The sequence below is a fragment of the Streptomyces sp. NPDC000410 genome, from assembly GCF_040300305.1.
Classification (GTDB): Bacteria; Actinomycetota; Actinomycetes; order Streptomycetales; family Streptomycetaceae; genus Streptomyces.
Window position 1 is genome coordinate 1 of sequence record NZ_JBEPDM010000017.1, and the last position, 13,175, is coordinate 13,175.

The following is a 13,175-nucleotide window of genomic DNA, read 5'->3' on the forward strand; positions in this document are numbered from 1 at the left end:
GGGCCGGGGGGGGGGGACGCGTGGGGGGGGGGGGGGGGCCTGGGGGGGGGGGGGGCGCTGGGGGGGGCGGGGGGGGGGGGGGCGGGGGGGGGCGCCTGCGGCGGGCTTTGTCCCCACCCCGCCCCTTCCCGAATCGGGGGCTCTGCCCCCGAACCCCCGCTCCTCAATCGCCGGAGGGGCTCAGAATGAGCCCGTCCGGGGGTCCCCCACGCCCGTAGGGCGTAGGGGGAGATTGAGGACACGGCCGAAGGCCGTACCCGGGGTCCGGGGGTCACCCCCGGGAAAGCACGGTCAGCCCTGTCTGGCCAGGTCCGCCGCGCCTACCAGGCCCGCCTTGTTGCCCAGTTGGGCGGCGAGGACCTGGGCGTGGGGGCGCCACTGGGAGCCGACCAGCCAGCGGCGGAAGGACTTGCGGATCGGGTCGAGGACCAGATCGCCCTCGTCCGACACACCGCCGCCGACGATGAAGGCGGACGGGTCGAACAGCGAGGCGAGGTCGGCCAGGCCCGCGCCCACCCAGCGGGCGAGTTCGCGGAAGGAGTCCATGGCGACCGGGTCGCCCTGGCGGGCGGCGGCGCTGATGTGCTTGCCCTCGATGCCCGCCGGGGTGCCGTCGCCGAGGCCGAGCAGGATCTGCGCTCTCTCGGGTGTCGCGTTGGCGCGCTGGCGGGCGTACCGGACGAGGGCGCGGCCGGAGGCGTACTGCTCCCAGCAGCCCTGGCTGCCGCAGCCGCACAGCAGGCCGTCGGGAACGACGCGGACGTGACCGAACTCCGCGGCCACGCCGAAGCGGCCGCGCCGCAGCTTGTTGCCGATGATGATGCCGCCGCCGAGGCCCGTGCCGATCGTGATGCAGATGACGTCCTCGTGGCCCTGGCCCGCGCCGAAGCGGTACTCCCCCCACGCCGCCGCGTTCGCGTCGTTCTCCACGACGACCGGGAGGCCCGTGCGCTGCTCGACCTTGTCCTTCAGCGGCTCGTGCCGCCAGTCGATGTTGGGCGCGAAGAGGACGGTGGCACGCTTGTCGTCGACGTAACCGGCGGCGCCGATGCCGACCGCGTCGATCTCGTGCCCCTGACCGGCTCCGGCGACGGCCGCGCAGATCGCGTCCACGATCCCGGGGGCGGTCTGCGGAGTGGGCACCGTGTGCGTTTCGAGAATGGCGCCCTCTTCGTCGACCACGCCGGCCGCGATCTTGGTACCGCCGATGTCGACGCCGATGGTGAGTCCCATGTGTCCCTCAGTTTTCGGTCGAGCCCCGCTAGGGCCAACCGTACCGGAGGGACCCCCGGCCTCAGTCCAGATCGATCTTCTCGCCGGAGCCCGCGCCGGGGTCGTCGTCCCGCTTGTCGCCGCGCGTCCAGCGGCTCTCCTGGCCCTCCACCGCCGAGCGGTACGCGGCCAGCAGTTCGTTGCCCGCCGCCGCGAGGTGGTCGAAGACCTCCGGGTTGCGCTCGATGACCGGCTCGACGGCCTGCTTGGCCTGGGTGATCAGCTGCTGCACGGCCCCCTGCGCGGCCATGCCGAACAGCGGGTTCTGCAACGAGGACAGCTTGCCCGCGACGGCGTCCACGAGCTTGCGCAGCTCCTCGGCCGCGGACCCGGGCTGCGGTCCGTGGTGCTCGCGGCGGCGGGCCTTCTCCGCCTCCAGGTCCTCGGCACACGCCTCGGCCCAGGCGTCGGCGTCGACGGCGGGACGCTCGGTGGCATCGCTCATGGCGTACTCCTGGAAAACGGGACTGCGTACGGTCGACGTTACCCGACCGGCGGGTGGCCGTTCAGCGGCTTCGTGGCCACAGCCCGGGGTCCGGCGTGAATCGGACCCTCAGCTCGCCGTCCGTGAGGCCGGCCCCCGAGACGGTGCAGCGGCGCAGGGCGGACGGCAGGGGGACGATCCGCCGGAACGGTCCGACGGCGAGGAGCAGTTCGTCGCCCCTGCGGACCAGCTGCAGCTCGTCCTTGACGGCCCCCGGCAGCGGAAGTATCCAGTGCAGGTCGCCGTCGTCCCGCGGCCCCTCGACGCGCCACGGACCGAGCCCGGCCGCGTTCGCGGCGACCGGCTCGCCATACAAAACCGTCATCGCAGTGAGGGGCGTGAGGTCGTCGAGCCCTCTCGGGTCCCGGCCGAGATGGGGCAGCTCGCGCAGGGCGGAGCCCGGCGTCCACTCCTCGTGCCACGCGTGCAGGACCTTCTCCTGCTGCGCCCTGAGCCCCGCGAGCCAGGGGTCGGGGGTCTCGGGCGGCAGGATCCGGTTGGCGACGAGCGTGTCGACGCGCATCCCGTACAGCGCGAGGCCGAGACGGGCGGTGCGCAGGCTGTCCTCGGCGGCCGGACCCGGCTCGGCGACCAGCCGCACGGACGTGTGCGCGTCCTCGATCAGCTTCTGTACGGCCGCGAGCTCGGACTCCCAGCGCGCGGCGGTCTCGTACAGCCACTGCGCGGGCATCGGTACGCCCGCGAGCTGGGCCAGCATCGGGCGCAGCGCACGCGCGGCCTGCCGTTCGGGCGGCAGCAGCCGGCGCAGATAGCGGCGCAGCTGTTCGGGCAGCCCGAGCAGGGCGATGGTCTCGCGGACCGGGGGCATGTCGACGACGACCGTGTCCCAGTCACCGGCCGGCAGCTCGCGCACCGCCTTGAGCAGGGCGAACTCCTCGGTGCCGGGGAGTTCGGTGAGCTCCGCGTCCTCCAGCTTGTGGGCGCCGAGCAGGTCGAGCGCGGCGGTGCTGCGCTCCTGGAGGGCGAGCAGTTCGGCGCGGAAGTGCGCGCCGGAGTCGACCCGGGCGGCCCACAGGCCGTCGGTCACCTCGTCCGGCCGGGTCCCGACCGGTACGTCCAGGAGGGCGCCGGCTTCGCCGGAGAGCAGCAGGGTGCGCTTCCCGCGGCGCGCCGCGGCGAGCGCGGTCGCCGCGGCGACGGTGGTGCGGCCGGAGCCGCCGGACCCGGTGACAAGGACGGTGCGCATCGAGATACGGATCAGGCGCCGGACTCGACGCGCTTCTTGAGACCCGCGAGGGCGCGGTCGATGATGACCTTCTCCGCCTTGCGCTTGATCATGCCGAGCATGGGGATCTTGACGTCGACGGTCAGCTGGTAGGTGACCTCGGTGCGCTTGCCGTCGTCGACCGGCTTCAGCGTGTACGAACCGTCCAGCGCGCGCAGCATCTGGGACTTCTCCAGCGTCCAGGAGACCTTGTTCTCGCCGGTCCAGGTGTAGGCGAGGGTGTGGTCGTCCTTGATCGCGCCCGCGTCGAGAACGAGGCGGACCTTCAGGGCGCGGCCCTGCTCGTCCTTCTCGACGATCTCGGTCTCCTTCACCTCCCCGGTCCACTCGGGGTAGCGGGCGAAGTCGGAGATCACCCCCATCACGTCGGCCGGTGCCGCGTCGATGGTGATGCTCGAGCTGGTGTGTTCCGCCATCGCCGTGGCTCCTCCGGTGCGCTGCTGCTGAAGGGGTTGCGGTCTGCAATCTATCGCGACGGTGCCGCTCACCATTCCAGGGCCCACGGCCGCCCCGTGGCCGCGAAGTGTCCGACGTTCACGCACTCGGTCGAGCCGATCCGCATCCGGCGGGCCAGCGGCTGGTGGACGTGCCCGAAGAGGGCGTACCGGGGGCGGGTGCGCCGGATGGCGTCGAGCAGGGCGCGGCTGCCGCGTTCGAAGCGGCGCGGGACGGTGTCGTAGGTCAGCTCGGGTACGTCCGGGGGGATGTGGGAGCACAGGACGTCGACCTCGCCGAGGGCCTCGACCTTGGCGGCGTACTCCTCGTCGGAGATCTCGTACGGCGTGCGCATCGGGGTGCGCAGTCCGCCGCCGACGAAGCCGAAGGTCCGGCCGCCCAGTTCGATGCGCTCTCCGTCGAGGACGGTGGTGCCGGGGCCCGCGTACTCCGGCCAGAGAGTCGGGATGTCGACATTTCCGTAGGTGGCGTACGTCGGTGTGGGGAACGCGGCGAACATCTCGGCGTACTGGCGCCGTACGGCGGCGAGGATCGCGGCGTCCCGGTCGAGTCCCGCCCACAGCCGCCGCCCGAGCTCGCGGGCCTCCTCGTAGCGGCGCGCGGTGCGCAGTTCGACGATCCGGTCGGCGTTCTCCACTCCGAAGAGATCGGGGAAGATACCGCGCGAGTGGTCGGCGTAGTCGAGGAAGAGCACCAGGTCGCCGAGGCAGATCAGGGCGTCGGCGCCGTCGCCGGCCTTGGCCAGATCCTGGGCGTTCCCGTGTACGTCGCTCACCACATGAACTCGCATGGTGATCACCCTAAGGTCGTCGGTGTGAGCGTGGGTAGAGGGCGCCGGACCTGCGGTTACTTCCCGGTGGTCCGGCGGGTGGAATAGGGTTCGCGATGCTGCGGCACACAGATGTGGCGCAGGTGAGACAGTCGTGTGACGCAGAAAACATCTGGCCGGGACCCCCTATCCGGAACCACGTACCGGTGGGTAACGTCCGGGCCATTCCCCGGTGCGGTCACACAGAGCCGTGGCGCCGGCGTCCGATGAGGAGCAGCAGTCTTGCGCGAGTTCAGCCTTCCGGCCCTGTACGAGGTCCCCGCGGACGGCAATCTGACGGATCTCATCCGACGCAATGCCGCGCAGCATCCCGATGTGGCTGTCATGGGCAGAAAGGTCGCGGGCGTCTGGACGGACGTCACCGCCACCCGGTTCCTGGCCGAGGTGCGCGCCGCCGCCAAGGGCCTGATCGCCGCCGGTGTGAGCCCCGGTGACCGGGTCGCCCTGATGTCGCGCACCCGCTACGAGTGGGTGCTGCTGGACTTCGCGATCTGGAGCGCCGGCGCGGTGACCGTGCCGGTGTACGAGACCAGCTCCGCCGAGCAGGTGCAGTGGATACTCGGCGACTCCGGCGCGGTCGCGGTGATCGTCGAGGGTGACACGCACGTCGCCGCCGTGGAGTCCGTACGGGACACGCTGCCGGCCCTGAAGCAGGTCTGGCAGATCGAGAAGGGCGCGGTCGACGAGCTGACCGCCGCCGGAGCCGAGGTCTCCGACGAGACGGTCGACGAGCGCAGCGCGGTCGCGAAGGCCGACGACCCGGCGACGATCGTCTACACCTCGGGAACCACCGGCCGCCCCAAGGGCTGTGTGCTCACGCACCGCGCGTTCTTCGCGGAGTGCGGAAACCTGGTGGAGCGCCTCAAGCCGCTCTTCCGTACCGGCGAGGGCTCCGTGCTCCTCTTCCTGCCGGCCGCCCATGTCTTCGGGCGCATGGTCGAGATCGCGTCCGTGATGGCGCCGATCCGCCTCGGCTGCGTACCGGACATCAAGAACCTCACCGATGAACTCGCCGCTTTCCGGCCGACGCTGATCCTCGGCGTGCCGCGCGTCTTCGAGAAGGTCTACAACTCGGCGCGGGCGAAGGCCCAGGCGGACGGCAAGGGCAAGATCTTCGACAAGGCCGCCGCCACGGCGATCGAGTACAGCCGGGCCACCAGCGGCCCGCAGGGCGCGCCGTTCGGGCTGAAGCTCAAGCACAAGGTCTTCGACAAGCTCGTCTACAGCAAGCTGCGCGCGGTGCTGGGCGGGCGCGGCGAGTTCGCGATCTCCGGCGGCGCGCCGCTGGGCGAGCGGCTCGGGCACTTCTTCCGCGGCATCGGCTTCACGGTGCTGGAGGGCTACGGCCTCACGGAGTCCTGCGCGGCGACCGCGTTCAACCCGTGGGACCGGCAGAAGATCGGTACGGTCGGCCAGCCCCTGCCGGGCTCGGTGGTGCGGATCGCCGACGACGGCGAGGTGCTGCTGCACGGCGAGCACATCTTCACGGGCTACTGGAACAACGAGGCGGCGACCGCGGAGGCGCTGGCCGACGGCTGGTTCCACACCGGTGACATCGGCACGCTCGACGAGGACGGCTATCTCGCGATCACGGGCCGGAAGAAGGAGATCCTGGTGACGGCGGGCGGCAAGAACGTCGCCCCGGCGGTCATCGAGGACCGGATCCGGGCTCATGCGCTGGTCGCGGAGTGCATGGTCGTGGGTGACGGGCGGCCGTTCGTCGGCGCGCTGGTCACCCTCGACGAGGAGTTCCTGACCCGCTGGGCGTCCGACCACGGAAAGCCGGCCGGTTCGACGGCGGCGTCGCTGCGCGAGGACGCGGATCTGCTGGCGGAGGTCCAGCGGGCGGTGGACGAGGGCAACGCTGCGGTGTCCAAGGCGGAATCGGTGCGGAAATTCCGCATTCTTGACTCCCAGTTCACGGAGGAAGCCGGTCACATCACGCCGTCGCTGAAGCTGAAGCGGAATGTGGTGGCGAAGGACTTCGCGGACGAGATCGAGGCGATCTACCGGGCGTAGTCCTCGGCGAGGACGCGTGCCATGTTGCGCTCGGCGAGCGCGGTGATGGTGAGGAACGGATTGACACCGATGGAGCCCGGGATGAGGGCTCCATCGGTGACGTACACACCCGGAGCGCCGGTGACCCGCCCGTAGTTGTCGGTGGCCCGGCCGAGTACGCAGCCGCCGAGCGGGTGGTACGTGAAGTCGTCGGCGAAGGTCCTGTTGCCGCCGAAGAGGTCGTAGCGGTAGATCGTGGCGTTCTTGAGGTTGATGCGGTCGAAGAGGGACTTGGCGGCGGCGACGGAGACCTGGCTCTGGGCCCGGGTCCAGTTGAGCTTCGCCGCGCCGGTGGCGGCGTCGTAGGTGAAGGTGCCGCGCTCCGGGTTTCTGGTGATCGCCAGGTAGAGGCTGATCCAGTGCTCGAAGCCCATCGGGAGCGGGGCGATCTCCGCGAAGACCGGATGGGTGGGGTGGGACCAGTCGTCGATGCCCATGACGGGAATGGTCGACTGGTTGGCGCCGACGGTGTCCCACATGTGGTTGGCGCGGGCGGTCATGACGTTGCCGTTGGTGCCCCAGCCGGTGCCGATGTGCTCGCTGAGGTCGGGCAGTGCGCCGGTCTCGCGGGCGCGCAGGAGCAGTTCGGTGGTGCCGAGGCTGCCCGCTCCGATGAAGAGCCGGTCGCAGGAGAGTTCGCGGGTGGCGACGACCTTGCCGGCCAGGTCGGTCCGGTCGACGGTGACGACGTAGGTGCCGTCCGGCTGTCTTCGGACGGCGCGGGCCCGGTGCAGGGTCTCGATGGTGACGTTCCCGGTGCCGAGGGCGGCGGCGAGGTAGGTCTTGTCGAGGGTGCGCTTTCCGTGGTTGTTGCCGTAGATGACCTCGCCCGCGAGCGCGGACCTGGGGGCCTGGCCGGCGGCTTCCCGCTGCATGTGGCCGAAGTCGTAGACGTTGGGGACGAAGGTGGTCCGCAGACCGGTGCGCTCGGCGTGCTTACGGGAGATCCGGGCGAAGCGGTACCACTCCGTGGACTCGAACCAGGCCGGGTCGATGGTGTTGACGCCGAGCATCTGGCGGGCGCGCGGGAAGTACGTGTCGTACATGGCGGGGGCGTCGACGGTCGGCAGTGTCTCGGCGAAGTACGCACGCTGCGGGGTGACGGCCATGCCGCCGTTGACGAGCGATCCGCCGCCGACGCCGCGCCCGACGTAGACGGACATGTTGTCGAAGCGGACGCGGTCGAGGACGCCGGGGTAGGGCGTGATGTTCCTGTTGACGACGTCGAGCCAGAGGAACGTGGCGAGCGGCGCCTCGGTGCGGGTGCGGAACCACATGGAGCGGTGGTCGGGGGTACTGGTGGGGCAGAAGACCTTGCCGTCGGGGCCGGGGGTGCCGGCGTCCCAGAGGCGGCCCATTTCGAGGACGACGGTGCGGATGCCGGCCTCGCCGAGGCGCAGCGCGGTGACGGCGGAGCCGTAGCCGGAGCCGATGACGAGGGCGGGGGTGTGGTCGGCCGCGGCCGACGACCGGGCCGCGGGGCCGGCTGCGGGGGTGGCCGCGGCCGCGGGGCCGATTCTGGTCAGCCCGAGGGCGGCGGCGGTGTGGAGGGCGCCGAGACCTAAGAGGTGACGACGCGTCAGATTTGGTGTCATGGGCGCAGCATGGGCGGATTTCGGGATTCCGGCTATGTGCTGCGCGCATGATTTTCGGCGGGTGCGCGAGGGTGCGGTGCGGTTTTCGGCCGGGCGCAAGAGTGCCGCACTCGCCAGGGCGCCCGGTGTGTCCGTCCTCAAACGCCGGACGGGCTGGGAATGCGCCGCCCTCGCAACGGCACCCCGTGTGACCGTCCTCAAACGCCGGACGGGCTGAAATGCGCCGCCCGCCGCAACGCCCCCTACTGCTGGAGCAGTGTCCTGAGGGTGTCGGCCAGGAGGTCCCAGCGCCAGCGTTCCTCGATCCACTCCCGGCCGCGCTCCCCCATGCGGTGGCGCAGTTCCGGGTCCTTCAGCAGGGTGACGACGCGGTCCGCGGACTCCTCCGGGACGCCGCCCCGCACGACCCAGCCCGTCTCGCCGTCGAGGACCGCGTCCGGTGCGCCGCCCGAGTCGCCCGCGACGACGGGCAGGCCGGTGGCCGAGGCCTCCAGGTAGACGATGCCGAGGCCCTCCACGTCCAGGCCGCCGCGTCGCGTACGGCACGGCATGGCGAAGACGTCACCGGCGCCGTAGTGCGCGGGCAGCTCCTTCCATGGGACGGCCCCCGTGAAGCGCACCGACGCGGCCACACCGGTCCGGTGCGCGAGCCCCCGCAGCTCCCGCTCGTACGGGCCGCCGCCGACGATCAGCAGCACCGCGTCCGGCACCTGGGACAGGATCGCGGGCATCGCGAGGATCAACGTGTCCTGGCCCTTGCGCGGCACCAGCCGGGACACGCAGACGACCACCGGGCGGTCCGTCAGGCCCAGCCGCTCCCTGACCAGGGCGCCACCCGAGTCGGGGTGGAAGGTCTTCTCGTGGACGCCGGGCGGCAGCCGCACCATCCGCGCCGCCGCCTGCGGTGTGAGCGTCGCGGCGATGCGCGAACGCGTGTACTCACCGAGATAGGTGATCGTGTCCGTACTCTCCCCGATCCGGCGCAGCAGCTGCCGGGCCCCGGGCAGCTGGGCCCAGCCCGCCTCATGGCCGTGGGTCGTGGCGACGATCCGGCGCGCGCCCGCCCGGCGCAGCGCGGGTGCCATCAGGGCGAGCGGGGCCGCGGCCCCGAACCACACCGCCGTACAGCCGTGCTCCCGCAGCAGCCCGACGGCCCGCCGGGTGACGCGGGGCGAGGGCAGCAGCATGGTCGCGCGGTCCCGGACGACCCTGAAGGGCTGATCGGCGTCGAACGCGGCGGCCGCCTCGGCCCCCGCCCGGCCCCGCTTCCAGGCGGAGGTGTAGACCACGACCTGCTGGGGGTCCAGCCGTAGCGCTATGTTGTGCAGGAATGCCTGGATGCCTCCGGGCCGGGGCGGGAAGTCGTTGGTCACGATCAGGGTCTTGCGCATCGCCGCCGACATTACAGCCCACAGCGGCCTGAAATATCATGAGGTGGACATGAAGGGCACAGCGGGCGTGCAGCTCCCTGTGGCGAAAACCGGGATAACGATCGCGGCGTGGGCCCTCACGAGGACCGTCCTGCTGCTCTGCGTCCTGAAGGTCCTCGTCGTCCCCGGCCCCGATGTGACCAGCGACGTCTCGGGGATCTACCGGGGCTGGTACGAGGTGCTGAAGACGGGCACGTACCCGCTGGACGACGTCACCTGGCAGTACCCGCCGGCCGCCGCGCTCGCGATCCTCTCCCCCGCGCTTCTCCCCTTCCTGGAGTACGCCACCGCCTTCTTCGTCCTGGCGCTGCTGTGCGACGCGGTGGTGTTCGGGCTGCTGCTGTACGCGGGGCGGCGGCCCGGGAAGTCCCCGAGGGGGGCGTGGGTCTGGGTGGCGGGCGTGGCGCTGCTCGGCCCGACCTCCTTGGCCCGCTACGACCTGATGGTGACGGCCGTCGCCGTCGCGGCGCTGCTGGCGGCCGCCCGCCGTCCGCGCGTGCTCGGCGCCCTGGCGGGGTTCGGCGCGTTGCTGAAGGTGTGGCCGGTGCTGCTGCTGGTGGGCACGCCGCGCGGGCGCGCCACGCGCGGGTCCTGGACGGCGGCGGTGGTCACGGGGGTCGTCGTCCTGCTGCTGTGCACGGCGGCGATGCCCGGGGCGCTGGCCTTCCTGACCTTCCAGCGCGACCGGGGCACCGAGGTCGAGTCGCTGGGTGCGCTGGTCTTCCACATCGCCCGGCACGCGGGGTGGGAGGGGCAGGTGCTGCTGCACTACGGCTCGGTCGAGTTCCTCGGCCCGTACGTCCCGCTGGTCAGCGGGGCCGCGCTGGGGCTGACGGTGCTCGCGCTGGGCTGGCTGGTGGTGTGGCGGCTGCGGGCGAGGACGTTCACGTCGAGTACGCCCGCGGACGCGGCGTTCGTGGCGGTGCTGCTGTTCACCACCACGAGCCGGGTGATCAGCCCGCAGTATCTGATCTGGCTGGTGGGCACCGCCGCCGTCTGTCTCGCGTTCCGGTCGAGCCGGATGGGCCTGCCCGCCGGGCTGATCCTGGTGGCGACCGGCGTCACGTTCCTTGAGTTCCCCATCGGATTCACCCAGGTGGTGGAGAGCAGTCCCCTCGGCATAGCGATGCTGGTGCTGCGCAACGGGCTGCTGGTCGCGGCGACGCTGATCGCCTGCCGGCGGCTGTGGGCGGGGACGGTGCCGGGGGCGCGGGGCGACGGGGCGCAGGCGCGCGCGGCGCGGCCGGTGCGGGACAAGGAGCTGCTCGGGTCCTGAGCGGTGGCCGCGGCCCGGTCCACGGGACTGCCCCGGCCCCCGGCACCCGCATCGGGCCCGGTCCACCGGACTGCGCCGGCCCCCGGCGGGGCCACTTACCGCAGCGGGCCCGGTCCACCGGACCGCCCCGGCCCCCGGCGGGGCCACCTACCGCAGCGGGCCCGGTCCACCGGACTGCGCCCCGCCCCCGACAGGGCCGCTTACCGCAGCCGCCCCCGCACATATCCCCGCCACTCCCCCGTGAAGCCCTCCACCGTCGTGCCCAGCACGTCCCGCAGGGCGCTCTCCAGCCCGGCGCCCTTGCCCACCGACCGGTAGAGGTCCGTCAGGGCGCGGGGCCCCCACCGGTCCGCGATCAGTTCGCAGGCCAGCCAGGAGCCCTGGTAGGCCCGGGCCAGGGCGTCCGCGTCGGTGCCGAAGCCGAAGGCCGCGTCGGCCGGGAGGGCGGCCGGCACGGCGCCGCCGCGGACCGAGCGCCGCAGCTCGGGCGCGGTCTGGGCGGCCGTGCGGCCCGTGCCCCGGAAGGCGGCCCAGTCGGCGAAGCCCTCCGAGAGCCACATCGGGGTGGCGGACGTGGTGTGGGGGCGCGTCGCCACGTGCGTGGTCTCGTGGGTGAGCACGACGCGGCGGCCCAGCTCGCTCAGCGACTCGTACGCCTCGGGGTTCACGATCACCCGCGTGCCCGTGGTCACCGCCGCGATGCCCCGGTAGCTCGCGGCGGGCGCGCTCAGCAGAGCGCCCATCGCGTCCAGCGACGGGGGCACCAGGACCACCACCCGCCCCGCCCACTTCTCCGGCCAGGCGGCGGAGACCGCGGGCACGGCCCGGTCGGCCTCCGCCGCGATCGCCCGCAGCCGCGCCGGGTCCTGGCCGGCGCCGAGGACCAGGCTGCGCGTGCCGCGTACGACATCGACGTCGCCCTGCTGCCACAGCTGCTGGGCGCCGCCCGGGCCCGCCCGGTCCGCGGTGACGTACCAATCGCCCTCCTGCCCGGAGCGGCGCAGCTCCAGGGTGCGGGTGGTGGACACGGGCGCGGCGTCGTAGCCGTCGATGCGGTAGCGCAGCTGGGCCTGGGCGGTGGCCCGGTCACCGGTGCGGCGCACCTCGCTCAGCCGGTACTCCCACGAGCTCAGCGGGACATCGGCGAGCCTGCGGCGCTCGTCGGCCGCGCGGGCGTCCAGCGTGCGCTGGATGTCCGCGCGCGTGGTGTCCGGCGGCGCCGCGGCCCCGCCGGCGCAGCCGGAGAGCACGAGCAGCAGGGCGGCGGCGCACCACGCGCCGACCGCCCCGCGGATCCTTCTCCGACCACCAGGCACCCTGCCGATCGTACGGTCACATCGTCAGGGCCTGGTCACCGTGGCGTTCGGCATCATCCGCACAGGGTCGTAGCGCACGGCGGCCCCGGGGTAGGGCGCGTGGATCACCTGCCCGTTGCCGACGTACATCCCCACATGGCTGGCGTCGGAGCGGTACGTCACGAGGTCGCCCGGCCGCGCCTCCGACAGGGGCACCTGGCGCCCGGCGTACCGCTGCGCCTGGGAGGTGCGCGGCAGCCCGACCCCCGCCTGGGCGTAGGACCACTGGGTCAGGCCGGAGCAGTCGAAGCCGTTCGGTCCGTTCGCGCCCCATACGTACGGCCGCCCGACCACGCTCTGCGCCGCCGCCACGGCGGCCGCGGCGCGCGCCGAGGAGGGGCCGAGGCCCCCGGACAGATCCGGCAGCGCGCCGTCGCGGCCGGAACGGGAGGCCCGGTCGTAGGACTCCCGCTCCGCGTCCGGAAGGGAGTTCAGCAGCCGCCGCGCCTCGGCGAGCTTGGCCTCGACGCTGCGTTTGTGCGTGGCCACGGCGGACCGGGTGCGCTCCAGCTCGGCCAGCTTGCGGGTGGCCTCCGTGCGCTGCTGGTTCAGTGTGCGCTGCGCCCGCTCCAGCTCGTGCAGCGCGTTCGTCTGGCGCTCGCTCAGCCGGTCCAGTACCGCGGCCTTTTCGAGGTACGTGTCGGGGTCCGTGGACAGCAGCAGTTCGAGCGCCGGGTCCATGCCGCTGGAGCGGTACTGGGCGCTGGCCACCGAACCCAGCGCGCCCCGCATCCGGTTGATGCGCTCCTGGCCGCGCGCCGCGCTGTCCTGTACCGCCGCGACCTCCCCACGCAGCTGGTCCGCGCGCTCGTCGGCCTTGTTGTACCGCTCCGTTGCCTTCTCGGCCTCTTCGTGCAGCCGGTCGACCTTGGCCCGGGTGCTGCCGGGGCCCGGGTCGGCGCCGGCCGGTGCGGCTCCGAACGCGGCCGCGGCGGTGGCCGCCGCTGCCGACAGGAGGGTGACCCGGGCGCCCCGGTTGAATCCGGACGCTGAGGGTCGGCGATGAGACGCCACAGGAGCCGTACTCCTTCCGCTGGACGAGGCAGCCTGTCGGCTGCCAGCGGCAGAGAGTAGCGGCGCGATCACGGGTCGGCCAAAGGCGGCGTCACGCCTGAACAGTGACGCCCCGCCCGAGACCACAAGGTCACCGGCGGGGCGTGACGTCAGCGGGGGG

At 72.7% G+C, this 13,175-nt stretch carries 11 protein-coding genes; 2 read left to right on the top strand and 9 right to left on the bottom strand.

Translation table 11 applies throughout. The features are described from left to right. Positions 1–291 precede the first annotated feature (291 nt). From ABT342_RS18865 to ABT342_RS18885, 5 genes are all read right to left on the bottom strand, one after another. Complete coding sequence (locus tag ABT342_RS18865) at positions 292–1,233, bottom strand: ROK family glucokinase (protein WP_351574628.1); 942 nt, start codon at positions 1,231–1,233, stop codon at positions 292–294. Positions 1,234–1,294: 61 nt separating this feature from the next. Next, positions 1,295–1,717: a DUF5304 domain-containing protein gene (locus ABT342_RS18870; protein ID WP_351574631.1), complete on the bottom strand. Its 423-nt coding sequence runs from the start codon at positions 1,715–1,717 to the stop codon at positions 1,295–1,297. A gap of 61 nt (positions 1,718–1,778) precedes the next feature. Beyond that, the gene (locus ABT342_RS18875) at positions 1,779–2,963 is read right to left on the bottom strand and encodes an ArsA family ATPase (RefSeq protein WP_351574634.1); all 1,185 of its coding nucleotides are present in this window, start codon (positions 2,961–2,963) and stop codon (positions 1,779–1,781) included. Positions 2,964–2,974: 11 nt separating this feature from the next. Continuing rightward, a complete protein-coding gene (locus ABT342_RS18880) occupies positions 2,975–3,418 on the bottom strand; it encodes an SRPBCC family protein (RefSeq protein ID WP_351574637.1) in 444 nt (147 codons plus the stop codon). Positions 3,419–3,486: 68 nt separating this feature from the next. Next, complete coding sequence (locus ABT342_RS18885; RefSeq protein ID WP_351574640.1) at positions 3,487–4,248, bottom strand: metallophosphoesterase family protein; 762 nt, start codon at positions 4,246–4,248, stop codon at positions 3,487–3,489. A 261-nt stretch (positions 4,249–4,509) separates the two neighbouring features. Here ABT342_RS18885 and ABT342_RS18890 point away from each other — a divergent pair, with 261 nt between their 5' ends. After that, positions 4,510–6,306 (top strand): AMP-dependent synthetase/ligase, encoded by a 1,797-nt coding sequence (locus ABT342_RS18890; protein ID WP_351574643.1) that lies wholly within the window; start codon positions 4,510–4,512, stop codon positions 6,304–6,306. Here the strand turns inward: ABT342_RS18890 and ABT342_RS18895 are convergent. Both ABT342_RS18895 and ABT342_RS18900 read right to left on the bottom strand, forming a co-directional pair. Next, complete coding sequence (locus tag ABT342_RS18895; protein WP_351574646.1) at positions 6,294–7,940, bottom strand: GMC oxidoreductase; 1,647 nt, start codon at positions 7,938–7,940, stop codon at positions 6,294–6,296. The two genes, ABT342_RS18890 and ABT342_RS18895, sit on opposite strands and share 13 nt — an antisense overlap. A gap of 242 nt (positions 7,941–8,182) precedes the next feature. After that, complete coding sequence (locus ABT342_RS18900) at positions 8,183–9,331, bottom strand: glycosyltransferase family 4 protein (protein WP_351574649.1); 1,149 nt, start codon at positions 9,329–9,331, stop codon at positions 8,183–8,185. Between the two features lie 49 nt (positions 9,332–9,380). On the opposite strand from ABT342_RS18900, the gene ABT342_RS18905 reads away from it, so the two are divergent. After that, complete coding sequence (locus ABT342_RS18905) at positions 9,381–10,646, top strand: glycosyltransferase 87 family protein (RefSeq protein WP_351574652.1); 1,266 nt, start codon at positions 9,381–9,383, stop codon at positions 10,644–10,646. Positions 10,647–10,846: 200 nt separating this feature from the next. On the opposite strand, the gene ABT342_RS18910 is transcribed toward ABT342_RS18905, so the two are convergent. Continuing rightward, entirely contained in the window at positions 10,847–11,962 is a 1,116-nt protein-coding gene (locus ABT342_RS18910; RefSeq protein ID WP_351574655.1) for a hypothetical protein, read from the bottom strand. 24 nt (positions 11,963–11,986) lie between these two features. Continuing rightward, complete coding sequence (locus tag ABT342_RS18915) at positions 11,987–13,015, bottom strand: C40 family peptidase (RefSeq protein ID WP_351574658.1); 1,029 nt, start codon at positions 13,013–13,015, stop codon at positions 11,987–11,989. Between the last annotated feature and the right edge of the window lie 160 nt (positions 13,016–13,175).

Coding starts and splice junctions, on each gene's coding strand:
- ABT342_RS18895 (WP_351574646.1), bottom strand. CDS start 7,940: ATGACACCAAATCTGACGCGTCGTCACCTCTTAGGTCTCGGCGCCCTC.
- ABT342_RS18905 (WP_351574652.1), top strand. CDS start 9,381: ATGAAGGGCACAGCGGGCGTGCAGCTCCCTGTGGCGAAAACCGGGATA.
- ABT342_RS18865 (WP_351574628.1), bottom strand. CDS start 1,233: ATGGGACTCACCATCGGCGTCGACATCGGCGGTACCAAGATCGCGGCC.
- ABT342_RS18885 (WP_351574640.1), bottom strand. CDS start 4,248: ATGCGAGTTCATGTGGTGAGCGACGTACACGGGAACGCCCAGGATCTG.
- ABT342_RS18880 (WP_351574637.1), bottom strand. CDS start 3,418: ATGGCGGAACACACCAGCTCGAGCATCACCATCGACGCGGCACCGGCC.
- ABT342_RS18875 (WP_351574634.1), bottom strand. CDS start 2,963: ATGCGCACCGTCCTTGTCACCGGGTCCGGCGGCTCCGGCCGCACCACC.
- ABT342_RS18900 (WP_351574649.1), bottom strand. CDS start 9,331: ATGCGCAAGACCCTGATCGTGACCAACGACTTCCCGCCCCGGCCCGGA.
- ABT342_RS18870 (WP_351574631.1), bottom strand. CDS start 1,717: ATGAGCGATGCCACCGAGCGTCCCGCCGTCGACGCCGACGCCTGGGCC.